Below are 25,802 nucleotides of genomic sequence, written 5' to 3' on the forward strand. Positions count from 1 at the left end.
CAATGTGAAAGTCAACAGACGCTAAATGAGTGAAAACAGGATCAATGTGTATTGTCGCTTTTGCATGGCATGTGCTGGATGAGATGCCACTTTGCCTCATTTCAAACCGTGATGAGTTTTACCATCGTCCCAGTGCTCCTCTGCATCAATGGGAAAACTGTCCGATTGTGGCAGGGCAGGACTTGCAGTCGGGTGGAACATGGATGGGCGTGACCGCATCAGGTCGCTGGGCGATTGTGACCAACTTCCGCAATGGTCGGGACAAGAACCAGTACAGCACTTCACGCGGACACCTGATTCAGGACTTTCTGGAAAGTGATTTGGCTCCAATCCGTTTTGCGCAAATGCTGGAACAGAAGCAGCAGGACTATGCGGGCTTTAACCTGTTTGTGGGTGATCGTGAACAGGCGGTGTATATGAGCAATCGTGGTGAAGCGCCACAGGTTCTGGCCAATGGTGTCTATGTCGTCTCAAATGGTTTAATGTCTGAGGACTGGCAGAAAACCAGACATTTGCGTAAACGCTTTACCCAAGAGTTTTTACCCATGCTACAGCAACCCCAAGTCGCAGAATTGGATTTGGAGTCTGCGGTTTGGGATATTCTGGAGGATGAGCGGAAAATCATCCCAAACCTATTGCCAGATACAGGTATTAGTCAGGAAATGGAAGCGTTGCTGTCCTCGACTTTTATCCAAAGCCCGATTTATGGGACACGCTGTTCAAATTTTTTAAGGCTTACATCTGAGCAATGGCAGTGGCTGGAAAAGTCACAACAGGGTGAAGATCAGGGAAATACTGTGGAAATGAAGATTGACTTACTGAAATAACAAATGCCGACATAAGGTCGGCATTTGCATTGAACAATCTGGCTTACTTTGTAGTTGCAGCCTTTTTCTCAACTGATGGCAACACATCCGCCGTGATATAGCCAACACATGCACTAAAACCATTGTTATAGTTGTTTAGCACCGCTGTTTTTACATCTGCTGGAATCTTTGAGCTGTCGCCTGGATGCTGGAAATTGCTCATGATATAGGTCCAGCCGTTGACCGAATCCACCGCATGTAAACCTGTTGACTCCGCACCTGCTGGGGTGGAAAGAATACGGTCCAGCGTCTTGTTATCGACATTGTATGCCCATAGGAAGTTATTAGTATGGTTGCCACTATCTTCACCAATAAACAGGGTACGCAATGTTTCAGAGAATTTCAGGTTGTCTGGGCTGGCAATGTTGTTTGGATCAGCGGTGTTTTTCAATGCATCTTCCGCAATGTCTGTACCAATCAGCAACATATGGCTTTGGGCAGGCACCCATTCACTGTTGATCACGCCATTCTGCTGGTCAACCTGACTGCCTTTAAGGTCATGGGCAAGCACGCCACCTGCCTTAATGGTTTTCTTGAATTTCACGTTGTATGACTCAACCCAAGCTGAATTTCCACCAATCATGGAATCCTGAATATTTGCCAGCGCGGAATAAGCCACTTTATCCTTGATATTGACTGTGGTGCCTTCCATCTTGGTAAATGCCATACTACCGCCTTTCAACGCCGCATAACGGTGGGTTTCAAGGAACGCGGCAGCCAGTTCAATCTCAGCCTTGCTAAAGCCGTTGTTGGCTTCCTTGAGTTTTACCCAGAGTGATTTTCCATCCAGCACAATCTTGGTATAGCCTGTTGCATCAGCAGGCTCAGCTTTCAGGCTTTCCATGATGTGTTCAGCCTTGATGCCACGGACATTGACCAAATCTTCAATGGTCTTGCTGTTGGTCTGACCGAGCTTGATCCACTTGATGGCAGCGGTAGAGCTCTCGTTTAGCTCAGAGGTGTACTTGGCCACATACAATGTTCCCGCAGATAGGTCTTTTTCCTTATCCGCAATGAACATGAAGAAACCGCCATTGGTAAAGTCATCCCCCATGATCACGGTACGGTTGTCTGGCATCACTTGAATCAGTTCGTGCGAGATACGGCCCAGACAGTAATGTTTAACCGCCTTTGCACGTCCCTTACCATCCAGGATGATTTCTGGCAGATGACCATAGTTATACACATTCGCCGTGGTTTCATTGCCATACAGGTTTTTACTGTAGGCTTTGAGCATGGCGAGGTCTGAACCGATCTGGTCAAAGGCATCGGGTTCATATTCTTCACTTGAAAGGTGGGTGTTCCACGGAGAAAGGCTTGCACCACAGGTAATCCATAGACCATGCACTTTAGACATATCGACGTTGTGGTATTTTTTCAATGCCAAATGACCTGTCTTTTGGTCCTGATCCAGCGTAAGCACCGCAATTGGCGATGGCAACTTGCCATACATGCTTTGATTTGCTAGGTTTTTAGTCGTGTATTCAAACTGAACCACATGGAATACAGGATTGGTTACGCCTGAAACACTTGCACCCTCAAGATAAATCAGCGATGAACCATCAGGAGAGTCAGAGAAGAACTGGCGTGTCTGTGCTGGAACAGAGCTGTCCTTGATTGGCTGGTTGTTAATATCGTAGTAACTACCCGCAATAATCTTGCCACCATCAATGTTGTCAACTTCCGTACCTGTACGGAAAAACTCCTGATAACCCAGTTTGTACTCGGTGGTTGTATTGTCATCCCAGGTAATGGTGAGGCCTGACTTGACCGACGTGGTGGCCATGTCCGCTGTGGTTGATGGTGCCGCCATTGGGGTGAATTTGGCATTCTTGAATTTGGCCAGTTTAGGCGGGGTAACAACATTATTGTCATCATCATTGCAACCCGTTAACACGGCTGCTGTGCTCATTGCCCCCAATGGTAAAAACGGAACACCCGCGAACCATTTTAAAATATCACGACGACTTGGCTGATTGGTATTGGCTGTCATAATAAATCCGTATCTTTAATTAATGGTAAATAAGTCCTGATAGATTCTATGAATGACAGATGACATTTTTTTGACACTTTTAAGGCAGTTTAAAGACACTTTTCTATGTGAAATCAAAATAATATAAAACTGCAATAAAAATGAGGCCAATGATAGGCCTCGATTCTTGTGGTATTTTTATCTCAGGTAAAAGCTATTCTTTTAGCTATTTTCATTTTCAAGTTTGCGTTTTTCCAGTAACTTTCCTAACAGGAGTCCTAACTCGAACAGCATCCACATCGGTACAGCCAGCATGATCATCGACAAGGCATCGGGCGGGGTCACAAACATGGCAATAAAAAAGCAGCCCACCACAATAAAACGTCTTTTTTCAATCAGGCTTTGCGTACTGACTACACCAATTAAAATCAACACTAAAGTAATAATTGGAATTTCAAAGGTGAAACCAAATACCAGAAATAGCTTTAGACAGAAACTCAAATAACTATTGATATCTGTCATGGGTGCTACAGTTTCAGGCGATACGCTAATAAAGAAATGCAGAATGGCTGGCAAGGTAATGAAATAGGCAAAAGCCACCCCTAAATAGAACAGCACAATACTGCCCAATAACAGGGGAATGGCTAAGTGGCGTTCTTTCTCATATAGCGCAGGCCTGATAAATGACCAAACCTGATAAATGATGTAGGGCATTGCCAGCATAAAAGCGACAAACAGGTTTAGCTTAAAGGGGGCCATAAATGTCGCGGTGACATCTGTGGCGATCATGGTTGAAGTGGCTGGCAATTGCTGCCTTAGCGGTTCAGACAGCCATTGATAGGTTTGATTTCTAAATGGCAATAAACAGAAAAATAGAAAAATCGTCACGCCAACGATCTTAAACAGGTATTGGCGCAACACAATCAAATGCTGCATCACAGGCATTTGTTCGAGGTTTTCAGCACTGACTGAAGTGGAGGGCAACTGGCTCATACGGCAATCTTTAATTCTGTTTCAAAGGTATTGGTCGATTGATTTGACTCAGGCTGTTGAGCCAATAATGCTTGATATTGAATACTGAAAGGGAGAACAGCCTGCCTGGAGTGAGGCGTGTATTGTGCTGGGCTTTTGGCTTTGTGTTCTGCCTGATCAGGTTCAGTTGCTGCCTGAGTATTTTTTAGCTCATCCAGCTGTTTTTGCATTCTGCGTTCGAGTTCGGTAATTTTCTCAATCTCTTTTTGCATTTCTTCCCGAAACTCGGAAAGTTTTAGCTCACGATCAATCTCATTCTGAATGTTGTTGATAAACTTCTTGATTTTTCCATACCACTTCGCCACAAAACGTGCAGCTTCAGGGAGTTTTTCAGGACCGAGCACCAGCAATGCAATCACGGCAAAGCAAAATATCTCGGTCATTCCCAAATTCAGCATAGTGACGCTCGCTTAGCTTTTAACTGAGCTTTCAGTATTTTTAACCTGGGCATCAATGGTGCGAGGTTCATTTAAGGATGCCGCAGCCTCATCTTCTTTCATTGATTTTTTAAAGTCCTTGACTGCACCGCCCACATCTTTGCCGAGATTTTTAAGCTTTGATGTACCAAACAGTAAAATGACCACAATTGCAAAAATCAGCACATGCCAAATTGATAAACCCGCCATAATGATATTCCTCTAAAACTTTGGATATATCTCAACAGTTTGGCATGACAGGGATGTGACACTTATATTGCAGTTTTGCGACAAGAATGATGCAAAATGATTTTATAAGAAAGGGAATGAATGAGGAGAAAGAAGCCTGAATATGCGGTTCAGGCTTCTGTAGAAATTAGATTAAACTCGCTTTAAATAATTGCATTGCCTGACCACGGTGGCTGATTTTACTTTTCTCTTCCTTGCTGAGTTCCGCACTGGAAAGATTGAGTTCAGGCAGCCAAAATAGGGGATCATAGCCAAAACCATTTTCTCCACGGGCAACTTCTAAAATCTCACCTTTCCAGATGCCCTGAAAGATTTGTGGCAGTGGGTCTTCTGCATGAGTCACCAGCGCCAGAACACAGACAAACATACCCTCAATTGCTTCACTCTCTTTGCGGAATGGTACAAGGTCAGCCAAAAGCTTCTGGTTATTGGCAGCGTCATTGCCATGTTCGCCTGCATAACGTGCGGAGTAAATGCCAGGTGCACCACCTAAAATCGGCACACATAAACCTGAATCATCAGCAATTGCAGGTTTACCCGAAATTTTGGAAGCATGACGTGCCTTGATAATGGCATTTTCCACAAAGCTCAAACCATCTTCGATGGCATCTTCAATGTTGAGTTTTCCTTGGGGAATAATTTCAACAGGCAGATTGAGTTGCTGAAAAAGATGTTCAAATTCCGCAACTTTACCTTTGTTATTACTTGCCAGGACAAGACTGCCTTGATTGAACCAGTGAGGAGTAGACATATTCATTTTAGACTAGCTTAGATTGAGTAGAATTTTAGGGTGTTTTTATAGAATAGAGTAGAGAGTCACTATTTATTTTCGGTAAATGTTCAACAAGTTTAGATATTAATTTCAAAAAGTAGAGGAATATGATCACTGTAGTTAAGCCATTCATATTTATCGAAAATTTTAAAAGATGAGTTATTCTTAGAGAATAAATTACGATGACAAAATAAGTAGTCAATATGATAGTTTTTTTCATGATTTCTATTCATAAAAAATGTGGGAAGTGTCTCTTTTCCCTGCTCTTCATTTGATAACTCATGGTAAAGGCTATGAATATTCATTGCTTGTAATTGATTTACTACATCACTGTGATTCCACCAGCGATCCCATACATCCCATTGAGCGTTACTATTTAAATCGCCACAAATAAGAGTAGGTTGTACTTTTATTAGCTCTTTATGTAATTGTAAATATTTCCAAAGTTGCCCAATGTATTGAAATGTAGGGGAATTGGCATATTTAGTCCAAGCAGCTAAGAGCTGGAAATTATCATTAACTCTTATTGGTAAAAATAATTCTAATTCGAAATCCTCCCAATACAATTGCTCTAATTTATAGTCTTCTCTAGCAAAGACTCCTAATCCTTTATTTTTATTATTACCTTTCCAAATTAAATTTGGTAACCATGCTTCATAAGCACCTTTGGACTGTTGTTGATTTTCACATTCTTGAATGATGTAGATGTCTGCTTCAATTTGTTGAAGAAACTCGATTTTCTTTCTAAAAGCCCCGTTGCAATTCCATGTTAATATTTTCAAACTTTAATTTCCTTAAATAAAAAACCGACTCACACAAGTCGGTTTTTATATCATTCAATAGATCTAAAAAGATTATTGCGCCTGAATCCATTTATCTGCACGGTCACGCGCTGTACGAATCTGTTCCTGAGTCAGGTTGGCAGCCAAAGCAGTTTTCTTGCCTTCAGACAGGCTAATCACTTTAGTGTCGAGCATGCCATCACGGGTTGAAAGTTCATACCACTGATAAGCACCCACATAGTTTTTCTTCTGCTCTTCCATCATTGCAAGGTTGAAGCTGGCGCGGTTGTCACCGTTGCTGGCCGCCTTTTCAAAATACTTGCGTGCCAAAGCCTCATCTTTATGTGTGCCAATCCCATCAGCATACATACGCCCAACATTGAGCTGTGCAGCAGACAAGCCTTGATCAGCCGCAGCCTTAAACAGTGTGAAAGCCTGTTTCTCATCTTTGGCAACATCTTTACCATACTGGTAACGCGTTGCTAAATAAAACTGTGCACCTGCCTGACCTGCTTTCGCTGCGCTTTGTAATTCACTGACACTCATCACTGAATACCGTGCTGCCTGCGTTGCAACCGATTGTGGTTGGGCAACATAGTCAGCGTGCGCCTGCATACCGATCAGACCAAATAAAAATGTGCTGATTAATGTCTTTTTCATAGAGCGCTCACTCGATAAATTGCGACTTCACCAAATAGGTTCGGCATATGCTTGCTAAGCATACTACCTTGTTGGTCACCATTAACGGCAAGTCGATTAATAATTTTAATCCGATTCTCAGCACATAAGGCTTCAAAGTCACGGAAAGTACATAAATGAATATTCGGCGTGTTATACCACATATATGGTAAAGCTTCCGAAACAGGCATTTTCCCTTTTAATGCTAAAAAAGATCGGGTCTTCCAATATGCAAAGTTTGGAAAAGTAATGATTGCCTGCTTGCCAACACGCACCATGTCACGGAGCAGTACATCGGGCGCATCGACCGCCTGCAATGCCTGTGCCATGACCACGGAGTCAAAAGACTGGTCGGCAAAACGACTTAACCCCAAGTTTAAGTCCTGTTGAATAATATTTAACCCCCGACTGATGGCAATTGCAATCTTTTCTTGATCAATTTCTAATCCATAAGCACGAATATTATGCTGTTTGCTCATATGGGCCAGTAATTCACCATCACCACAGCCTAAATCCAGTACGCTGGAATCAGGTTTAATCCATCTTTCAGCCAGTCGTTGATCTATACGCATCAGATATTCTCCAAACGGGTCGATTGCAACTGTTGCGCTCCACCTAAAAATGCCCGTAATGTTTTTACATATAGGGGGATAGGGAACAGGAACGAGTCATGACCCTGTTCAGCATCAATATCCAGGTAGCTGACAGGCTGATGATTGTCAAGCAAGGCATCCACCAGTTCCTGCGAACGGCTTGGACTAAAGCGCCAGTCGGTGGTAAATGAAATTACCAGAAACTGGCATTTCGGTTGACGCATGGCCTTGGTCAGGGAGTGTTCATATTCACGGGAGGGGTCAAAATAATCCAATGCCTTGGTCATAATCAAGTAAGTATTTGCATCAAAATTACGGCTAAATTGTTCGCCCTGGTAACGCAGATAGCTTTCAACCTGAAATTCAACATCAAAACCGTACATAAACTTGCCCGATTTTAAGTCCCGACCAAATTTTTGTTTCATCGCTTCTTCGGATAGATAGGTGATATGGCCCACCATGCGTGCCAGAATCAAGCCACGTTTTGGATAACTGTCATGTTCCAGATAACGTCCATGATGGAAATCTGGATCAGACAGAATTGACTGACGGGCAACCTCATTAAAGGCAATATTTTGTGCCGAAAGTTTTGGTGCGCTGGCGATAATGGCACATTTCTTTAAGCGGTCTGGATAGTCCAGAGACCATTGCAGGGCCTGCATACCGCCCAGCGAACCACCAATAATGGCAAACCAGACCTCAATACCCAAACGGTCAGACAGCATGGCTTGGGTTTTGACCCAGTCACGTACGGTCACTAATGGAAAGTCTGGTCCGTAAGGACGGTTTTCATTTTCAGGATTAGGAGAAGTTGGTCCTGTAGAGCCGTTACAACCGCCAATATTATTTAGTGACACCACAAAGAAATGGTTGGTATCAATGGCTTTTCCAGGCCCAATGCAACCATCCCACCAGCCCGCCTTTTTATCATCTTGGTGATGATAACCTGCGGCATGATGATGTCCTGACAATGCATGGCAAATGAGAATGGCATTGGATTTGTCAGCATTGAGTGTTCCATAGGTTTCAACCATTAAATCAAAACGGGGCAATATACGCCCACACTCGAGTTCTAAAGGTGCTTCAAATGAAAATTTTTGTGGAGTGACTAAGCCCACAGAATCCGATGGAAAAGACACTGGAATCGTTCGTCCTATAAATCTTTTATCAATAATAAAAAGGATACCAACTCTGATATCCTTTTTAAATGATTGTTTTCGTTAAACAGCTGCGGCAACCACTTGCTCCGTCGTCAACACACCCTGTTCAATCAAGCGGTTGGTACAGGCAATAATTGCCTCAATGGACGAGGTGACGATATTGTCATGTACACCTGCACCAAATGCGCTCTTACCTGTGCCTTTGACCTGAAGCTCAATCAAGGCAAGGGCCTTGGCATTTGCGCCCGAACCGATGCTGCGCTCTTCATAGTTCACCACATCAATTGGCAACTGTAATGCATTCAACATGGCAGAGATTGGACCATTGCCTTCACCACGTAAGCGCTGGATTTCACCCTCAATCTCAATGTCCAGTTCAATGATTTGCGTACCATTAATATCAGACAATTGATAATGCTTGGTTTGGTAATGACGATTTTTTACATCAACATAAGTGTTTTGGAATAATTCCCAAATTTGATGCGCGCTGATTTCTGTACCGTTTTCATCAGTATGTTGCTGTACAATCTGGCTAAACTCGATTTGTACACGACGCGGTAAAGCCACGTTGTAGTTTGACTCCAACAAATAGGCAATACCGCCCTTACCAGACTGACTGTTGACACGAATTACTGCGTCATAGTCACGGCCCAAGTCTTTCGGGTCGATTGGCAAGTATGGCATATCCCAGATTTCTTCATTTTTCTGGAACTCAAAGCCTTTCTTGATTGCATCCTGATGTGAACCAGAGAATGCGGTAAAGACTAAATCACCTGCATATGGATGACGTGGGTGCACAGGCAAGCCCGTACATTCCTCAACGGTTGCAATGATTTCATTGATGTTGGAGAAATCCAAGTTTGGTGCGACACCCTGTGTGTACATATTCAAGGCAATTGCGGCAACGTCAACATTACCCGTACGCTCACCATTACCAAACACGCAACCTTCAACACGATCAGCACCCGCCATGATTGCCAATTCAGAAGCAGCGATACCACAACCACGGTCATTGTGACAGTGAACTGAAATGATCACGCCATCACGACGCGCCAAGTTGCGGTGCATCCACTCAATTTGGTCGGCATAGACATTTGGTGTAGACACCTCAACCGTGGCAGGCAAGTTCAAGATCACCTTGTTGGTTGGAGACGCTTCCCAAATTTCAGTAACCGCATCACAGACATCTTTGGCAACTTCCAATTCGGTTGCAGAGAAACATTCTGGGCTGTACTGGAATATCCATTCAGTTGCAGGATATTGCGCCGCATATTCCTTGACCTTGTTGGCTGCATTGATGGCAAGCTGTTTTGAACCATTGGCATCGACATTCAATACTTTCTTACGGAAAGTCGGAGAGTTTGAGTTGTAGATATGCACAATCGCACGTTTTGCACCAACCAAAGACTCAAAGGTACGTTCGATCAAATGGTCACGGGCCTGTACCAACACTTCAATATACACATCATCAGGAATCAAATTCTCCTGAATTAATTTTTGAGTAAAATCAAAATCAATTTGTGAAGCCGATGGAAAACCAATTTCAATATGTTTAAAACCAATTTTGACCAACATATGGAACATTTTTAATTTCTGGTCCATGTTCATCGGTTCAAAAATAGCCTGGTTACCATCACGAAGATCGGTACTCATCCAGATTGGCGCCTGATTGATTTCATTGTTCGGCCATTGACGATCTGGTAAATCCACGCGTTGATACATACGGCGGTATTTTTTGCTTGGGTCAGCCAACATCATGAGATAACTCCTTGTTGTAGCATGTGTTGCCGCTTCAAAATAAATGCAACGTGCTACGAATATATATGGTGTCTATAACAATTAATTTAAAGAGAATATGTTTTAAGTACCTGAAACCAGGCAAGAAAATTTATACGCGCGCGAGGCGCAGCATCAGCAGGGCAGCGAGGTTTTTTGAATAAGACGGATGGATAAAGTCATCACTTGTTTTCATCATCTACCATTCACAGAATGAGTTATTCGGTTTTGCAGCTATATTAATCACCTGACAAGAATCAGTCTAGGTGAAAATGCAAGCCTTAGCAAAAGGTCTATGCTGCTATTTTAATGTGTATGGATAAAAAATATTTCCCTATTTTTTGCATCATATAGCAAAAATTGGAAAATATTTTCCGAAATATGAATCAATCTTGGTAAATATAATCCTGGTTGATCTCGTTTACGGTTGCCGTTCCCATCAGCACCATGGTGATTTCAAACTCTTCCTTTAATATGCGTATGACATGGGCGGCACCCAAAGCTCCCGCAACTGCCAAGCCATAAATATAAGGGCGGCCCACCAGCACTGCATTTGCACCCAAGGCAATCGCCTTAAAAATATCCGTTCCACGACGAATCCCACCATCCAGTAAGACTGGATAATTGGCTGGGACAACGGCCCGAATTTTCTGTAACGCAGTCAGGGGTGAAATGCTGGTATCAAGAATGCGTCCGCCATGATTGGAAACAATAATGCCTGAAACGCCATAATCCAGTGCCTTTTGTGGATCGGCTGGGTGGAGAATGCCTTTAAGAATCACAGGGAGTTTCGTATTTTCAATCACCCATGCAATATCTGACCATTTCGGTGCAACCTGCATTAGACCCTGAAATAGCGGATGCTTAGAGGGGGATACATTGGGAAAATCAAGGTGGGTTGGGGTATGTGGATGAACCATGTCTTCAGGTAACTGAAAGCCAATTTTCCGTTCACGATCGCGTATTCCGACATGCGGGGCATCAACTGTAATCACCAGGGCACGATAACCATACTGTTCAGCCTGTTGAATCAGGGGCAGGGATTTTTCCCGTGAACCCTGCCAATACAGTTGAAACCATTTATAGGGATGTTCAGGATTGGCCTCGCCCATATGGGTATTGCTAAAGGTGCTCAGCACGATATTGCTGTGCATGACCTGTGCCGCGAGGGCAGAAGCCTTTTCTGCCTGTGGATGGAATAAAGCCTGATGACCAATCGGTGCAAGAAAAATGGGATGTGGATAATCACAGCCAAATAAATTGATCTGGGTATGCCCTTGCGTTAAATCATTTAAATGACGTGGTACTAACTGAATATCCTGAAATTGCAGCATATTTTGTTGCACACTGATTTCATGCATCGCACCGCCATTCAGATATGACCAGACCTCTTCAGTCAGGTGTTGTGGCGCCTGTTGCTGATAATCCAGCACAGTTTGAAGATGTGCAGGAATCGCATTTAAAGGTGGGAGAGGGACACGCTGTGACATTACAAATCACCCCACTGTCTTACTAAATTGTGGTAATGACTTGTGAGCGCAACAACTTCCTCTGAATCTCCGAGCTGCTGTCTGAGCTTTAAAATGGTCATGTCTAAATTAAACAGCATAGTTCGTTGCCAGTCATCTTTGACCATACTTTGAATCCAGGTAAAAGCAGCAATTCTTGCGCCGTTTGTGACGGGTTCAACCCGATGGAGACTGGTAGCAGGATAGACAATCGCATCACCTGCATCTAGCTTGACTTCATGGGCACCATAGGTGTCCTCAATAATCAGCTCACCACCTTCATATTCGTCTGGTTCTGATAAAAAGATTGTCATTGAGACATCGGTTCTGACATTTTTGCCTTTTTCATTCATATAAAGAATGGCGTTGTCGACATGGTTGCCATAGTTCCCCGAATCCTGATAGCAGTTAAACATTGGTAAAAGTATTTCATTGGGTAGGGCAAACGACTGAACCAGTAAGCTTTTCTTAATATTTTGTATCACGAATTGGCTGAGTTGCTGATATAGCTCGCTTTCAATGTCGATCTGTAAATTATTTTTAATTTTAATGGCCTGACTACCCGCAGTTTTTTTCCCAGAGACCCATTGGTTGTCTTGTTGTATTGCCTGACGAATAGATTGAACTTGGTCCTTACTCAAAACATTGGGGACATGTAGTAACATTGTGATAACCTTTTCTATATCAGGTGAGTTAGATGGGAATAAAAATCATTCTACTCATGTTTCTGGCTTTTTAAAAATGATATTGTCATTCAATGATGAGGAGAGGTTGGGGTTCCTAAAATAATAAAAATCAGTAGATTTAAGGCAAATAAAAAAACCCTAATATGAAATTAGGGTTTTTGGGTAATGCTTAACTCAAATTAGAATTTGTAGTTAACATTGAATACGCCTTGACGACCTTCACCTGGAGTAGCCCAACCGTTGTTACGGATACGAGCATAGTATTCCTTGTCGCTTAAGTTTTTACCAATCAACTGGAAGCTAAGGTCTTTGTTATAACTATAGGTTATAGAAGCATTATGGATCAGATAGTCCTCTGATTGTACTTGAGGAATCAGGTTGGTTGTTGCAGTTACACTTGATAAATACATTTTACCCTGATATGTCAAGCCATAACCAACCTGCCACTGGTCATTGAATTGATAAGTTGTCCAGAGGCCACCAGATAATTCTGGCACATTCGTCATTTTTGCACCTTTGGCAAAGTCTGTTGCCGTTGCCGCGCTTGCAATGGTCTGGTCGTACTCACCTTTCATATAAGCCAAGCTTGCAGAAATTCCCCATTGTGGTGTGATGTTGCCAGCCGCGCCGATTTCTACGCCGTCTACATGGTTTTTACCATCAAGAACATTATTCATGCCAGCAATTGCGCTTGCAACACGAACTTTATTTTGCTCATTGCGGAACACAGCCGCGTTGATCAGGAAGTTCGGGTTCATTTGCCATTTTGCACCTAACTCATAGTTTACAGCTTCTTCTGGTTTGGTGTCACAGGTTGTACCTGTTGTACAGCCAGCATTGGCAGAGTTCTGCGTTGGTTTTTGGGCATTGGCATACGTTGCATATAAACTTGTACTTTCCGTAGGCTTATAAGTAAGGCCCAGATTATATGAAACGAGATTATTATCCTGTGAGGTAGCTGGGTTGGTTGTCCAAGTGTTTTTCAGTGTACCTTGAACCAGAGTAGGATCTTTTTTAACATCATCAGCAGTTACGCTGTCTCTTGATGTGGTTGCATACTGACCCTCGGTACGATCAAAGCGTACACCAGCATTCACAAGGAATTGTGAACCCAACTTGATTGTGTCAAATAGATAAGCAGAATAAATATCAAGCTTGCCTAGACCTGTGCTGTTGGCAAAGTAGTTGGTTTCACCATGCCAGTAATTGTCAGGATGATAAACATCCATATTCGGCTTAGCTAAAGGCGTGCCGTTGCTGTTATATAGATAGCCACCAACATTTAAAGCGTAATCTTCAGTGCTGTACGACACACCCGTTACCAATGCATGTTCAAGAATGCCCGTCTTAAATTTGCTGATCAGGTTGGTATCATTGGAAAACTGTTTTGTATTGGTTTCACGGTGATAGCCACGAGGTCCGCTTGGAATGTATTGTCCAATAATGCCTTTTTTACCACAGTTTGCATCTGTATAACCTGTTTGGTTGTCATTAGTAAAACCAGTTGGTGACAAACCGTTAGCCAGGCAATATGTACCCTGTGGAGCGGTAACCACCATGTCCTGAGTAATATCACTAAAGCGGGTGATTGAGTTCAAGGTAAACATATCGCTAATAGCGCTAGTTACCTTTAACGTGGTAATATCGGTATCTGACGTTTGGTTGTCTAGATTACGGTAGCCATAGTTGTTTGCTGTGGAGATACCAGGTACGGCTTTACCATTGTAGTAAGGTACGCCATATAGTGGGTCATTATCATCTTCCTGATGGAAGTAAGATAAGGTTGCCTGGGTAGTATCATTGATACCTACTGTAATAGATGGGGCATATCCCCAGCGTTTACGTTCTTCTGGACGACCAACATAAGTGTCCTGATGGTTCATCACATTTAAACGTACCGCAACATCATCACTAAGGACTTTATTGAAGTCTCCTGTGATACGTGTGTAGTCATCGCTGCCTTTACCAACGGTCACTTCATTAAAGTCACGATTTTTTGGTGCCTTGGAAGCAAGGTTGATACCACCACTGACCTGTCCAACACCACTTTCTGATGAGTTGGCGCCTTTAGTGATTTCCACAGCTTCATAGTTGAATAAATCTGAACGTGTCTGAACGGCAGCATCACGTAAACCATCAATGGTGATGTTGGATTGGGCATCATAACCACGTAGATTGATTTTATCTCCATAACCGCCTCCACCTTCACCCGCACCAAAGCTAATACCAGGAGTAGTTGCCAAGGCATCCTGCAAAGACAGTAAGTTTTGTTCTTTCAACGATTGTGCAGTAATGATTTGCGTTGTTTTTGCGGTATTTAGAAGTGATTCGGTTCTTTTGGTTGAAGTGGATTCAGCCTTATAGTTGTTCTCTGCATTCACTTCAATTGTTGGAAGTTTTGCAACATTGTCCTCTGCGGGTGCGGCATGTGCAGCCAAAGGTAAGGTTGCCGCAAGTGCAACTAACTGTGTAGTACCAAGATGTTTACGACTTTTGATCTTTGCCATTGAGAGAACCCTTGAAATTGAAGTGGCGAATGACAGAACTTTCAACCTGAGAAAACTTTTACAAAACTGTAGTAAAAGTGGATAAATTGTTAGTCAATGTAACAATCTGTGCGAAGTCTAATGATAATTATTATCACCATCAATGCTTTTATTTATCGTAGAAAAGTTGGTATATATTTAACAAATTGATTTGTATATTTTTTTATATTAAATTGATATTAACGATACAAATTCTATAAAAAAACGAAAAAAATGATAGGTAAAAATAAAAATCCTTTATTATTATGAAAATCAAATAATTATGTAAGTAATTTAAAGAAATATTGAAGATATCAAGTTCCTTTAAATTAGCTGGGCTATGCCGATGTAGCATGCTGGCTAGATTGTTAAACTTCTCATGAGGAAAACAATTTGAACCCATATAAATAAAAAACGCCACCCTCAGGCAGCGCTTTGTGAATTAAGGATACTTAGAATTTCACATTGACACTTAACCAGTAGTTACGTGCCTTATCCTTGTTGTTGTAATGATCTAGATAGCTTGGCTGGAAACCACCCACACAGGTGCTGCCGCTGGTACATTCGGTAAAGCTGAGGTCATAAGTGGTAAAGTCACGGTCAAACAGGTTGTTGACTCGACCATTGAATGTCACTGTATCACTGGCTTTATATGATGCGCCTAAATGGAAAACCTCATAGTTTTTGAAATATAAAGGCTTGTTGTTGACAGCATCCCAAGAGCGGTAACGGTCAGAACGGGCTTCTGTGGTTAGGAATAGGCTGAAATTATTGGTGGCAGCCCAGTCAATTGTTGCGTTTGCCATATGTTTTGCAGTGTTGCCTAAAGGACGTCCCTTATTGGCACCACTTTTCTGTTCACTGTCGGTATAGGTGTAGTTGGCACGGAAAGACAGGTTGTCCAGAATTTCATAGCGGCCCGCGAGTTCAAGACCCTGGATTACCACTTCATCAATGTTGGTTATACGAGTAGGATTTGCAGAAAAATCAGAGTCATATCCTAAATCACGATATTCAGTTGATGGTGCGCATGATAGGTTTGTATTTGTTCCACATGGCTGATCTGCAATTTTATCATCAAATTTATTGTGGAAAATGGTGGCATTCAGGTTGTGACCTGCTGGATGTTGCCAGTAAACCGCCAATTCAGAACTCTGACTGGTTTCAGCCTTTAAGTCTGGATTGCCGAACATAGGTGAAGTTCCTTGACCACCAAACCCTTTAATTCCATCATATAAGTCAGAGGTTTTTGGGGTTTTATAGCCTGTACTGATTCCACCCTTAAAGGTGAGTTGGTCATTTAAGGTATACACACCATAGAGGCGAGGGCTGACCTGGCTGCCAAAAATCTCATGATTGTCGTAACGCAGGCCAGCGGTGATGGCTAAGGGATCGATAAGGCGGTAGGTGTCTTCGGCAAACAATGACCACATATTGTGTTCCTGCACTTCACCTGGCGTACCTTTTTCCATACCAAACACGCCATCTTTTAATTCACCACGAACGATTTGTGTTCCCACAATCGTGTTATGGGAACCATAAAAGTCAAATGGCATATCCAGTTTGGCGTCCAGGGTATATTGGTTACTTTCCATCACACGCTTGTTGCGGGGCAGGAAAGTGGACTCAGCCAGTTTCTTGCGATCAGCCTCACTCATTCCAGCATAAGCACCCGTTCCATCAATCATTGCCAATAGCTGTGTACGTTCAGCCACGGTAAATGGCAGGGTACGGCCATCATTATTGGTCTCAACATAAGCAAGGGAAACAAAACTCTTCCCGATGTTCCAGTCACCCTCATGGGTGAGGGACCAGGTGTCACGGGTGAACTTCTGGTCTGCCGCATAACCGACCTGTGGATTGGCACGACGCTCCCAAGTTCCGCCATTACCTGTACAGGCATTCTGGTTATTGCCCGTTGCACCCTTACAGAAGTTAGCTGCTGACCAGACTGAGCCGATGTTGTCCACTGTACCAACAGGATATTCCTGTGTGCCTGAATCATTCAGGCGAGGCGCATTGTCATATTCCTGCTTTGATGTATCCATCTCAAACGAGATGCTTTGGTTGTCTGTTGGTGTCCATGAAAGTTTTGCGCCCAGTGATAAGTTTTCATTATCGACAGTTTTACCGCCACTACCGAACCCAAGTGCACGGATACGTGTTTCACCATTCGGATAGGTTACAGGGGTATAAGTGGGATTCGATGCCATGCGGTTATAAAAACTACCACGCAAAGTAAGACCTAATTGATTGGCAATCAAAGGTCCCATCACATTAAAGTCAGTGGTGATGTCATCACCGAAATTGTCATCTGTCTGATAAGTGCGGCTGTGTGATAGCGATCCCTGCCATTTGTCAGTGACTTTTTTGGTGATGATGTTGATCACACCACCCATTGCGTCTGCACCATAAAGTGTTGATGCGGGACCGCGAATCACTTCAATACGTTCAATCGCATCCAGTGGTGGAATATGGTTGAACTGGTTGCCGCCAAAGTTGTTTGGATAAATGTCGCCGTGATTGTTCTGACGTTTACCATCCACCAGGATCAGGGTGTAGTCGGCCCCCATTCCACGCATGGAAATCGTACCTTGTCCCGTTTTGTCACGGGTTTCACCAATATCAACCCCCTCAAGATCACGAACCGCGTCCAGTAGGGTCATGTAAGGTTTTTTTTCCAGCTCTTCTTTGGTGATGACTGAAATACTTGCTGGCGCGTCTGTAATTTTTTGCTCGAAACCCGATGCTGTCACAACAATGGTGGAAAGTTGATGGGTAGCTTCCGTTTCGGCTGCATAAAGTGAACTGGAGGCGAGACCAATAAAGGCTGCCGTTAAAGGGTGCAGATTGAATTTACGCATGATAAACAGTCCAAAAGTGGAGAAAAATCAAAACAAAAAAATTTAAAACAACTGACACTCATAATGGTAATGATATGTTTTATCATTTACAACAAAAATTAACATTTATTTAAGGTTGTTTTAAGAAAACTATTTTTTGAATTAATTTGTGTTGAAATGGACGAAAATCAAAGAAAGCGAGTTGCTTTTTCATCATGTGTTTTGTATATCTGCAAAGTTGTCATATAATGTGGCACTTTTAAAAACTGTTACTACTAACTAAATATCGAGGAAGCCATGCAAGTAACGACTGAAGCGGTTTCGGGCGTTGCCCGTCGTTTAAATGTTTCTGTACCGACGAGCCGTGTTAACGAGCAATTTGAAGCTCGCTTAAAACGCACTGCCAAAACTGTGAAGATCAACGGCTTCCGTCCAGGTAAGGTGCCTTTAAACGTTGTTCGCCGTGAATATGGTGCGGGCATTTATCAGGAAGTGGTGAATGACATCATTCGCGACACTGTGTTCGAAGCGATTCAACAAGAAAAAATCAATGCGGTAGGTATGCCGAACATTGAGAAAGTTGAAAACAAAGATGACGCTTTAGTGTATGAAGCAACTGTTGAAGTTTATCCAGAAGTGGAAGTGAAGACTTTTGCAGATTTGGAAGTTGAACGCAAGGCTTCAGAAATCAACGACAAAGACGTTGATACCATGATTGAGAACCTGCAAAAGCAACGCGCTTCTTGGGCCGAAACCAAGGGTATGGCGAAGAAAGACATGCAGGTGACTTTCGACTTTGAAGGTACTGTTGATGGTGAGAAGTTCGAGGGCGGTTCTGCTGAAGACTTTAAACTGGTTCTTGGTTCAGGTCGTATGATCCCTGGCTTTGAAGACGGTATCGTTGGCATGAAGAAAGGCGAAGAGAAAGTGATTGATGTGACTTTCCCTGAAGACTATCAGGCTGAAAATCTGGCGGGTAAAGCTGCCCAGTTCAAGATCACTGTGAAGCTTGTTGAAAAACAGAAACTTCCAGAAATTGATGCTGAATTCCTAAAAATCTTTGGCTTGACTGAAGAAGAAGGCTTGGACAAGTTAAAGGCTGATGTTCGTAAGAACATGGAACGTGAAGTTCGCAACGGTCTGCGTAACCAGGTTAAACAAGCTGCGTTTGATGCCCTTGTTGCTGCAAACGAAATCGAAGTTCCAGCTTCTATGGTTGCCCAGGAAATTGACCGTCAACGTCAACAAATGATCCAGCAGTTCACTCAACAATTTGGTGGTCAGGGCGCAGGCGCATTTGACAGCAGCATGCTTCCAGATGAATTGTTCAAGGAGCAAGCTGAAAAATCAGTGAAACTTGGTGTGTTGGTGAGCAAAGTATTGGCTGACGCTAAACTTGAAGTTGACCAGGCACGTGTTGATGCTTATATCGATGATATGGCTTCTTCTTATGAAGACCCAACAGAAGTGGTTGAATACTTCAAAAATGACAAGCAGCAACGCGCTCAAATTGAAGCTGTTGTGCTGGAAGATCAGGTTGTTGACCACATCCTGGCTTCTGCTAAAGTAAGTGATGTAAATGTAAGCTATGAAGACTTGTTAAAAGAGCAACAGGCACGCCGTGGCTAATCTTTTAAAAGTTTAGAAGAAAGGCGCTTGATGCGCCTTTTTTTATGCGTGTTATGAAAGTGTTAATTTGTCGAAAAATGACTCGGTTTTGCCATAAATAATCGAATATTTCAGGTTGAACCTTTTGCAATTTCATCGATTATCCCTCATATTGTTGGCATAGATCGAGTCAGAATAATTTAGGAATAAATAAACCTATGTATGTTCCAACAATTGAAAATGCTTTAGTTCCTGTTGTCGTTGAACAATCCTCTCGTGGTGAGCGTTCTTTTGATATTTATTCACGCCTGTTACGTGAGCGTGTGATTTTTTTAACAGGTGAAGTTGAAGACAACATGGCCAATTTAATCGTTGCGCAGATGTTGTTTCTGGAAGCTGAAAATCCAGAGAAAGATATCCATCTTTATATTAACTCACCAGGCGGTTCAGTGACTGCGGGTATGGCGATTTATGACACCATGCAGTTCATCAAGCCAGATGTGGTGACCTACTGTATGGGGCAGGCGGCATCGATGGGTGCATTCCTGTTGAATGCGGGTGCCAAGGGCAAGCGTTATTGCCTTGAAAATGCCCGTGTCATGATTCACCAGCCCTTGGGTGGTTTCCGTGGTCAGGCTTCTGACATTGAAATTCACGCACGTGAGATTCTCTTTATCAAAGAGCGTTTAAACCGTTTGATGGCTGAGCATAGTGGTCAGAACTATGAAACTGTCGCACGCGACACAGACCGTGACAACTTTATGACTGCACAGGCAGCAAAAGAATATGGTTTGGTTGATCAGGTGCTGAGCAAGCGTCCTTGATTTTTAAAAACTAGGTTTAAGATTTAAGTTGTGGAGTAAATATGTCCGAACATCCTCAAGGACAAAAACATTGTTCATTTTGTGGTAAGACGCAATCTGAAGTTGGAAAATTGATTGCAGGTGAGGACGCATATATTTGTAATGAGTGTGTGGATGTCTGCTTGGACTTGGTACAAACCAGCCAACAGGTTGAAGCGGGGGATTGGGCAAGCAAGGCATTGCCTAAGCCACATGAAATACGTGCTGCCCTTGACCAGTATGTCATTGGACAGGATATTGCGAAAAAAACCCTGTCTGTTGCTGTGTATAACCACTACAAACGGTTGAAGGTTGGGCAGTTCCACCACACACATCAGGATGTTGAAATCGCAAAAAGTAACATTCTACTGATTGGTCCAACAGGATCAGGTAAGACCTTGCTGGCGCAAACACTTGCCCGCTTGCTGGATGTTCCATTTGCCATGGCAGATGCGACTACACTCACGGAAGCAGGTTATGTGGGTGAAGATGTTGAAAACATCGTGCAGAAGCTATTGCAGAAAGCGGACTATGATGTAGAGAAAGCCCAGAAAGGCATTATCTATATTGATGAGATCGACAAGATCACCCGTAAGTCTGAGAATCCATCCATTACCCGTGATGTTTCAGGTGAGGGTGTGCAACAGGCACTGTTGAAAATGATTGAGGGCACTGTTGCCTCAATTCCACCTCAAGGTGGACGTAAACATCCTCAACAGGAATTTATTCAGATTGACACCTCAAATATCCTGTTTATTTGTGGCGGTGCATTCTCTGGTCTGGAAAAAATTGTCCAGCAGCGTCAGGAAAAGGGCGGGATCGGCTTTACCGCTGATGTGAAGAACAAGGATGATCGTAAGAAAATCTCTGAGTTGTTCCGTCAGGTTGAGGCAACTGATCTGGTCAAGTTTGGCTTGATTCCTGAGTTCATTGGTCGTTTGCCTGTGATTGCCACTTTGGAGGAACTGGATGAAGAAGCGCTGATGCAGATTCTGACAGAACCGAAGAATGCATTGACACGCCAATATCAATACCTGTTCACAATGGAAGATGTGGATTTGGTGTTTGATGAGTCTGCATTGCGTGCGGTGGCGAAGAAAGCGCTGGAACGCAATACGGGTGCACGCGGTCTACGTTCAATTCTGGAAAATGTTTTGCTTGAAACCATGTACGATTTACCAAGCCGTACAGATGTTGGTACAGTGGTTGTGGATGAGGCGGTGATTAATGGCACCGCAAAACCAACCTATAAAGCTGAGCGTCTGCCCCAGGTGACCACGCCTGAACTGGTGGAAAAAAAAGACTTGAAAGTGATTGATTCCAAATCGGCCTAACGGCAACGGTTTATCACTCATCTAAAAAAGCATGAAAGGTTTAGCTTTTCATGCTTTTTTTATTTGCAATTGGTCGGTGAGGTGTTAATCTTAAAAATTGGAAAATCCGCATAGTTTTGCGCTGTTAACAATAAATCCAAGAAAACGCCTTGAGGGATGTCATGCGTTATTTAATATTGTCATTATGTTGTGCTGGGGTATTGGCTGGCTGTCAAAGCCACAAAGCCGTTGAGGAAAAACCAGCAGCACTGACTGCAACGCTACCACCAGTGGATACTGAAAAAGAACCAGGCCTGTTTGATCAATACCATGTGGGTGGCTTCACTGTAGGTGGTTGGGTCAATCAAAAGTTGGGTCAATACTTCACACCAGTTAAACCGCAAAATGAACAGGCGGCCATTGTGTATCTGTATCGACCAGATTCGCGCTGGAACCGTCAGGAAATTGCGGCGGTCAACCTGTTTATCAATGGTCATCGTATTCCAAGCCTGTTACATAATCATTATTACTGGGTTGAACTCCCTGCGGGAACCTATCGTTTAAGTGCAAGCCGTCCCTTGGCAGGATTACATTTCCAGAAACCAAAATATCTGGACCTGACGGTGGATGCCGCGCAAACCTATTTCATCAAATATGATGAGGAAAACAAGATTTCCCGTAGTGAACATACGGGCCCCTGGATGGTGATGCCTGACAAGGTTGCCCATCAGGAAATTGCGTTTACCCGCCTAAAATCTTCGAGCTATAACTTCGTTGCACAGGATGAATCGGGAGAGGTTCGTTCCAAGCCTCAGGAGCTCAAGCCCGTTAAATATGATGAAAAGTCTGAAGTGCTTTTGGTCAAGCCATTTAAAATCTGGAATCCTTTAACCTGGTAAACTGACACAGAACAGGGACTAATCAGGTTGAACCAGTGGTTTGATGATGGTTAGGAACTGTTCCTTTAGCTGTGAGCTTTGCTCTGGATCATTCAGGCTTTGCTGGCTCAAATGACTCATATACTGAAAAACATTGGTGCTGATTTTCAATGTTTTTTGATTAATGGATCTACCCTCAGGCGTTTTTAGGAATTTTAAATAAGCCTGCACCTCTTCCTCACTTAATGTCTCGGCATAAATTTTTTCTATGGCCTGTAAGGTTTCGGGTCGGGCGAACACTTTTGAACTGGTGTCTTTCAACAATTGGCTGAGTTCGAGTACAGCCAATTGTTCCTGTGTGGTGGTTAATTTATCCTTGTTTAATACCCTTAGCAGGATGTTTTCAGCTTCTGAATCCAATGTCGGCTGCATTTCATCCAAAGAGGTATATAGGATATTTTCAAACTCACTCAGTTTGATCAGCTCTTTTACAGACTGGGTTCGCGCTGGTGTGGCAAAGACACTTTGTATGGCACTGATCAGGCATAAACCGACCAGCACCCTCGATATATTTCTACTCATGTCTTTGCCCTTATTGTTGTTTTGTTTTTTATAATCTAACAGAAGCACTGGGCAAAAAAATAGCCGAATACGATGATTCGGCTACCTGAATTGTATAAATATTATGATGCAGCGGCATCAACCACTGGAATCTTGCCAATCTTCGCTTGCCAGATTTTTGGTGCAATGGCGTGGATTGAGGTGCCATTGACATCAACTGCAACAGATACAGGCATGTCTTCAACCACAAACTTGTAGATCGCTTCCATACCCAAGTCTGCGAATGCAACCACTTCGGCTTCACGTACTGCTTTAGATACGAGGTAAGCTGCACCACCAACGGCCATCAGGTAAGTTGCCTTGTTGTTCTTGATTGCCTCAACCGCAGCAGGGCCACGATCCGCTTTACCAATCATACCAAATAAGCCTGTAGCTTCCAGAACCTGACGGGTAAACTTGTCCATACGGGTTGCAGTTGTTGGGCCAGCAGGACCAACCACTTCATCGCCAACTGGATCGACTGGACCAACGTAGTAAATAAATTTACCTTTTAGATCTACAGGAAGTTCTTCACCATTATTTAACATATCGACCATGCGTTTATGTGCAGCATCACGACCTGTATAAATGGTGCCATTGAGAAGTAAGGTGTCACCTGGTTTCCAGGAATTCATTTCTTCCTGAGTAATGGTATCCAGATTTACACGCTTAGACTGAGAGGAATCCCAAGTCACGGCAGGATAGTCTTCAAGTTTAGGTGCCTGAATATGCGCAACACCAGTACCATCTAACTGGAAATGTGCATGACGAGTTGCAGCACAGTTTGGAATCATTCCCACTGGTTTGCCCGCAGCATGACATGGGTAATCCTTGATCTTGATATCAAGCACTGTGGTTAAACCGCCAAGGCCTTGTGCGCCAATACCCAGCGCATTTACTTTCTCGAAGATCTCGATACGGAGTTCTTCCATTTTGCTTTGTGGGCCACGACGAAGTAATTCGTCCATGTTGATTTCTTCCATGAGTGCTTCTTTGGCAAGCATCATGGCTTTTTCAGCAGTACCACCGATACCAATACCGAGCATACCTGGTGGACACCAACCTGCACCCATGGTTGGAACAGTTTTAAGTACCCAGTCCACAATCGAGTCAGATGGGTTCAACATTGCAAGCTTGGATTTATTTTCTGAACCACCACCTTTTGCTGCAACAGTAATATCAACCTTGTTACCTGGAACGAGCTTGTAGTGAATCACGGCAGGGGTATTGTCTTTAGTATTTTTACGACCAAAAGCTGGATCGGCCAACACAGAAGCACGGAGTACGTTTGAGTTCTCTAGGTAACCTTGGCGTACTCCTTCGTTGACTGCATCATCCAGACTCATGCTTAAATCAAATTTAACGTCTAAGCCAACTTCAAGGAAAACGTTGACAATCCCTGTATCCTGACAGATTGGGCGATGACCTTCAGCACACATACGTGAGTTGATAAGGATTTGTGCAATTGCATCTTTTGCAGCTTTGTTTTCTTCACGATCATAAGCACGGCTCATCGCTTGGATGAAGTCTTGTGGGTGATAGTAAGAAATAAACTGCAGGGCATCCTTGATTGATGTAATCAAGTCATCTTGTTTGATGATCGTTGTCATATCAAATTTCTCTTGAGCGGGCGATTAGCTGGCGGGCTAAATTATATGACAAAAAGGAATGAATGTGGGAGTTTTAGCTTAGATTTGGCTAAAGGTCTAAAGTAAGCCTTTGATCTAAATTGCATCAACCAAAGGTGCGCTTTGGATTTTAGTTTTTTCTCAGTTGAGATGGACTATAGCCAAACTGTTTCTTAAAGCGATGGCTAAAATGGCTGCTTGAGCTAAATCCATATTGTACTGCGATCTCTGTCAGATTAGCTGTGGTCTGTTCCAGTGCTTGATGGGCGCGCTCAAGACGGCGTTGCATGACATATTGATGCGGTGGCATGTGCATGGATTGCTTGAACATATGCGCAAAATGATATTCACTGAGTTGCGTCTGTTGCGCTAAATCAGACAAGGTCAAACTCAAATGTAGATGTTGATCAATCCATTCTATTAGTTGTTTGAGCACATATGGGGAGAGGCCACCTTTAACTTCGGGCACTTGCCACTGTGCATGGCTATAATTTTTAATCAGATGATTGAGTAACAGCGTTGTTGCGGTACTCATCTGTAAATGGTTTTCACGATCTTGCCATGCACCATTCAGTAAAAAATGACGATAGATTATGGAAATTTGTGGGTCAGCCACAAAAATTTGCGGATTTAAAATGATCTGGCTGGGTTCGCGATCCCAGACCTGTTCTGCCACCCGTTGTAGGTGTTGCTCAGTATAGTAAAGATGTACAAAGGTAAGTGGATCGCGTAGATCCCAAGTCGATTCAAAATCCTGTGGCATCAGGCACATGCGATCTGGCCCGCCCCCATTATGCCAGCCTTGAGCGGTCTTTTGATAGCTTTCATAACCGCCCTGAATATACATACTCAAAGTGTGATGATTGCTACACACGCTGACACGATCTTGATTATTTTGCCACATGGCGAGCTGCATACCCGAACCCAGTTCTACCGAGTCGAGCAATTGCGCTTTATATTGCTGTAATTGATCGAGAATCTGATATTTCATCTTCTATATGCAGTGCCAAATAGAGTATTTAGTGTAGGACTTTCATATCGCCTTGTCATCTAGCAAAAGCATGAATAAAAATCG

At 43.2% G+C, this 25,802-nt stretch carries 22 protein-coding genes; 5 read left to right on the forward strand and 17 right to left on the reverse strand.

What is annotated here, in order from left to right; translation table 11 throughout:
- Positions 1-44: 44 nt before the first annotated feature.
- The gene (locus tag QLH32_RS13355) at positions 45-827 is read left to right on the forward strand and encodes an NRDE family protein (RefSeq protein WP_283266591.1); all 783 of its coding nucleotides are present in this window, start codon (positions 45-47) and stop codon (positions 825-827) included.
- A 43-nt stretch (positions 828-870) separates the two neighbouring features.
- Here the strand turns inward: QLH32_RS13355 and QLH32_RS13360 are convergent, their stop codons facing one another.
- The 14 genes from QLH32_RS13360 to QLH32_RS13425 all read right to left on the reverse strand — a co-directional run bounded on the left by QLH32_RS13360 (position 871) and on the right by QLH32_RS13425 (position 17,879).
- On the reverse strand, positions 871-2,859 hold the full coding sequence (locus QLH32_RS13360) for a PhoX family protein (protein ID WP_283266592.1): 1,989 nt from the start codon (positions 2,857-2,859) through the stop codon (positions 871-873).
- Between the two features lie 201 nt (positions 2,860-3,060).
- Positions 3,061-3,831 carry a twin-arginine translocase subunit TatC gene (gene tatC, locus QLH32_RS13365; RefSeq protein ID WP_267980640.1) on the reverse strand — a complete coding sequence of 257 codons (771 nt, stop codon included), beginning with the start codon at positions 3,829-3,831 and terminating at the stop codon, positions 3,061-3,063.
- Positions 3,828-4,268: a Sec-independent protein translocase protein TatB gene (tatB, locus tag QLH32_RS13370; RefSeq protein ID WP_283266593.1), complete on the reverse strand. Its 441-nt coding sequence runs from the start codon at positions 4,266-4,268 to the stop codon at positions 3,828-3,830. Before tatB ends, tatC begins: the two co-directional genes overlap by 4 nt.
- A 12-nt stretch (positions 4,269-4,280) precedes the next feature.
- Entirely contained in the window at positions 4,281-4,496 is a 216-nt protein-coding gene (gene tatA / locus QLH32_RS13375; RefSeq protein ID WP_151974925.1) for a Sec-independent protein translocase subunit TatA, read from the reverse strand.
- 166 nt (positions 4,497-4,662) lie between these two features.
- Positions 4,663-5,286: an RdgB/HAM1 family non-canonical purine NTP pyrophosphatase gene (gene rdgB / locus QLH32_RS13380; protein ID WP_283269343.1), complete on the reverse strand. Its 624-nt coding sequence runs from the start codon at positions 5,284-5,286 to the stop codon at positions 4,663-4,665.
- A gap of 98 nt (positions 5,287-5,384) precedes the next feature.
- Positions 5,385-6,089, reverse strand: a complete 705-nt coding sequence (locus tag QLH32_RS13385) for an endonuclease/exonuclease/phosphatase family protein (protein ID WP_283266594.1) — start codon at positions 6,087-6,089, stop codon at positions 5,385-5,387.
- Between the two features lie 72 nt (positions 6,090-6,161).
- A complete protein-coding gene (locus QLH32_RS13390; protein WP_279958570.1) occupies positions 6,162-6,749 on the reverse strand; it encodes a tetratricopeptide repeat protein in 588 nt (195 codons plus the stop codon).
- On the reverse strand, positions 6,746-7,339 hold the full coding sequence (metW, locus tag QLH32_RS13395; RefSeq protein WP_267980634.1) for a methionine biosynthesis protein MetW: 594 nt from the start codon (positions 7,337-7,339) through the stop codon (positions 6,746-6,748). Before metW ends, QLH32_RS13390 begins: the two co-directional genes overlap by 4 nt.
- Complete coding sequence (gene metX / locus QLH32_RS13400; RefSeq protein ID WP_283266595.1) at positions 7,339-8,499, reverse strand: homoserine O-succinyltransferase MetX; 1,161 nt, start codon at positions 8,497-8,499, stop codon at positions 7,339-7,341. The genes metW and metX overlap by 1 nt, the downstream gene beginning before the upstream one ends.
- Before the next feature lie 81 nt (positions 8,500-8,580).
- The gene (gene leuA, locus QLH32_RS13405; RefSeq protein WP_279958568.1) at positions 8,581-10,278 is read right to left on the reverse strand and encodes a 2-isopropylmalate synthase; all 1,698 of its coding nucleotides are present in this window, start codon (positions 10,276-10,278) and stop codon (positions 8,581-8,583) included.
- 404 nt (positions 10,279-10,682) lie between these two features.
- Positions 10,683-11,786, reverse strand: coding sequence for an alpha-hydroxy acid oxidase (locus tag QLH32_RS13410; protein WP_283266596.1), 1,104 nt, complete (start codon positions 11,784-11,786; stop codon positions 10,683-10,685).
- Positions 11,786-12,469: a Fe2+-dependent dioxygenase gene (locus QLH32_RS13415; protein WP_283266597.1), complete on the reverse strand. Its 684-nt coding sequence runs from the start codon at positions 12,467-12,469 to the stop codon at positions 11,786-11,788. The genes QLH32_RS13410 and QLH32_RS13415 overlap by 1 nt, the downstream gene beginning before the upstream one ends.
- 200 nt (positions 12,470-12,669) lie before the next feature.
- Positions 12,670-14,997: a TonB-dependent receptor gene (locus QLH32_RS13420; protein WP_283266598.1), complete on the reverse strand. Its 2,328-nt coding sequence runs from the start codon at positions 14,995-14,997 to the stop codon at positions 12,670-12,672.
- Between the two features lie 470 nt (positions 14,998-15,467).
- On the reverse strand, positions 15,468-17,879 hold the full coding sequence (locus QLH32_RS13425; protein WP_283266599.1) for a TonB-dependent receptor domain-containing protein: 2,412 nt from the start codon (positions 17,877-17,879) through the stop codon (positions 15,468-15,470).
- 276 nt (positions 17,880-18,155) lie between these two features.
- On the opposite strand from QLH32_RS13425, the gene tig reads away from it, so the two are divergent.
- From tig to QLH32_RS13445, 4 genes are all read left to right on the forward strand, one after another.
- Complete coding sequence (gene tig, locus QLH32_RS13430) at positions 18,156-19,487, forward strand: trigger factor (protein ID WP_283266600.1); 1,332 nt, start codon at positions 18,156-18,158, stop codon at positions 19,485-19,487.
- 197 nt (positions 19,488-19,684) lie between these two features.
- Positions 19,685-20,290, forward strand: a complete 606-nt coding sequence (gene clpP / locus QLH32_RS13435; RefSeq protein WP_004678498.1) for an ATP-dependent Clp endopeptidase proteolytic subunit ClpP — start codon at positions 19,685-19,687, stop codon at positions 20,288-20,290.
- Between the two features lie 41 nt (positions 20,291-20,331).
- The gene (gene clpX / locus QLH32_RS13440) at positions 20,332-21,642 is read left to right on the forward strand and encodes an ATP-dependent Clp protease ATP-binding subunit ClpX (RefSeq protein ID WP_283266601.1); all 1,311 of its coding nucleotides are present in this window, start codon (positions 20,332-20,334) and stop codon (positions 21,640-21,642) included.
- Between the two features lie 161 nt (positions 21,643-21,803).
- A complete protein-coding gene (locus QLH32_RS13445) occupies positions 21,804-22,520 on the forward strand; it encodes a DUF2846 domain-containing protein (RefSeq protein ID WP_283266602.1) in 717 nt (238 codons plus the stop codon).
- 18 nt (positions 22,521-22,538) lie between these two features.
- Here the strand turns inward: QLH32_RS13445 and QLH32_RS13450 are convergent, their stop codons facing one another.
- From QLH32_RS13450 to QLH32_RS13460, 3 genes are all read right to left on the reverse strand, one after another.
- A complete protein-coding gene (locus QLH32_RS13450; protein WP_283266603.1) occupies positions 22,539-23,081 on the reverse strand; it encodes a DUF2059 domain-containing protein in 543 nt (180 codons plus the stop codon).
- A 101-nt stretch (positions 23,082-23,182) separates the two neighbouring features.
- A complete protein-coding gene (locus QLH32_RS13455) occupies positions 23,183-24,709 on the reverse strand; it encodes a fumarate hydratase (RefSeq protein ID WP_283266604.1) in 1,527 nt (508 codons plus the stop codon).
- Between the two features lie 148 nt (positions 24,710-24,857).
- Positions 24,858-25,718 carry a helix-turn-helix domain-containing protein gene (locus tag QLH32_RS13460; protein WP_283266605.1) on the reverse strand — a complete coding sequence of 287 codons (861 nt, stop codon included), beginning with the start codon at positions 25,716-25,718 and terminating at the stop codon, positions 24,858-24,860.
- Positions 25,719-25,802 lie beyond the last annotated feature (84 nt).

The sequence above is a fragment of the Acinetobacter corruptisaponis genome (genome assembly GCF_030053775.1).
Taxonomy (GTDB): Bacteria; Pseudomonadota; Gammaproteobacteria; order Pseudomonadales; family Moraxellaceae; genus Acinetobacter; species Acinetobacter corruptisaponis.

What these genes read in the sequence shown, in the direction of transcription:
- QLH32_RS13355 (WP_283266591.1), top strand. Translation starts at nt 45, where the DNA reads ATGTGTATTGTCGCTTTTGCATGGCATGTGCTGGATGAGATGCCACTT.
- QLH32_RS13360 (WP_283266592.1), bottom strand. Translation starts at nt 2,859, where the DNA reads ATGACAGCCAATACCAATCAGCCAAGTCGTCGTGATATTTTAAAATGG.
- tatC (WP_267980640.1), bottom strand. Translation starts at nt 3,831, where the DNA reads ATGAGCCAGTTGCCCTCCACTTCAGTCAGTGCTGAAAACCTCGAACAA.
- tatB (WP_283266593.1), bottom strand. Translation starts at nt 4,268, where the DNA reads ATGCTGAATTTGGGAATGACCGAGATATTTTGCTTTGCCGTGATTGCA.
- tatA (WP_151974925.1), bottom strand. Translation starts at nt 4,496, where the DNA reads ATGGCGGGTTTATCAATTTGGCATGTGCTGATTTTTGCAATTGTGGTC.
- rdgB (WP_283269343.1), bottom strand. Translation starts at nt 5,286, where the DNA reads ATGTCTACTCCTCACTGGTTCAATCAAGGCAGTCTTGTCCTGGCAAGT.
- QLH32_RS13390 (WP_279958570.1), bottom strand. Translation starts at nt 6,749, where the DNA reads ATGAAAAAGACATTAATCAGCACATTTTTATTTGGTCTGATCGGTATG.
- metW (WP_267980634.1), bottom strand. Translation starts at nt 7,339, where the DNA reads ATGCGTATAGATCAACGACTGGCTGAAAGATGGATTAAACCTGATTCC.
- leuA (WP_279958568.1), bottom strand. Translation starts at nt 10,278, where the DNA reads ATGATGTTGGCTGACCCAAGCAAAAAATACCGCCGTATGTATCAACGC.
- QLH32_RS13410 (WP_283266596.1), bottom strand. Translation starts at nt 11,786, where the DNA reads ATGTCACAGCGTGTCCCTCTCCCACCTTTAAATGCGATTCCTGCACAT.
- QLH32_RS13415 (WP_283266597.1), bottom strand. Translation starts at nt 12,469, where the DNA reads ATGTTACTACATGTCCCCAATGTTTTGAGTAAGGACCAAGTTCAATCT.
- QLH32_RS13420 (WP_283266598.1), bottom strand. Translation starts at nt 14,997, where the DNA reads ATGGCAAAGATCAAAAGTCGTAAACATCTTGGTACTACACAGTTAGTT.
- QLH32_RS13425 (WP_283266599.1), bottom strand. Translation starts at nt 17,879, where the DNA reads ATGCGTAAATTCAATCTGCACCCTTTAACGGCAGCCTTTATTGGTCTC.
- tig (WP_283266600.1), top strand. Translation starts at nt 18,156, where the DNA reads ATGCAAGTAACGACTGAAGCGGTTTCGGGCGTTGCCCGTCGTTTAAAT.
- clpP (WP_004678498.1), top strand. Translation starts at nt 19,685, where the DNA reads ATGTATGTTCCAACAATTGAAAATGCTTTAGTTCCTGTTGTCGTTGAA.
- clpX (WP_283266601.1), top strand. Translation starts at nt 20,332, where the DNA reads ATGTCCGAACATCCTCAAGGACAAAAACATTGTTCATTTTGTGGTAAG.
- QLH32_RS13445 (WP_283266602.1), top strand. Translation starts at nt 21,804, where the DNA reads ATGCGTTATTTAATATTGTCATTATGTTGTGCTGGGGTATTGGCTGGC.
- QLH32_RS13450 (WP_283266603.1), bottom strand. Translation starts at nt 23,081, where the DNA reads ATGAGTAGAAATATATCGAGGGTGCTGGTCGGTTTATGCCTGATCAGT.
- QLH32_RS13455 (WP_283266604.1), bottom strand. Translation starts at nt 24,709, where the DNA reads ATGACAACGATCATCAAACAAGATGACTTGATTACATCAATCAAGGAT.
- QLH32_RS13460 (WP_283266605.1), bottom strand. Translation starts at nt 25,718, where the DNA reads ATGAAATATCAGATTCTCGATCAATTACAGCAATATAAAGCGCAATTG.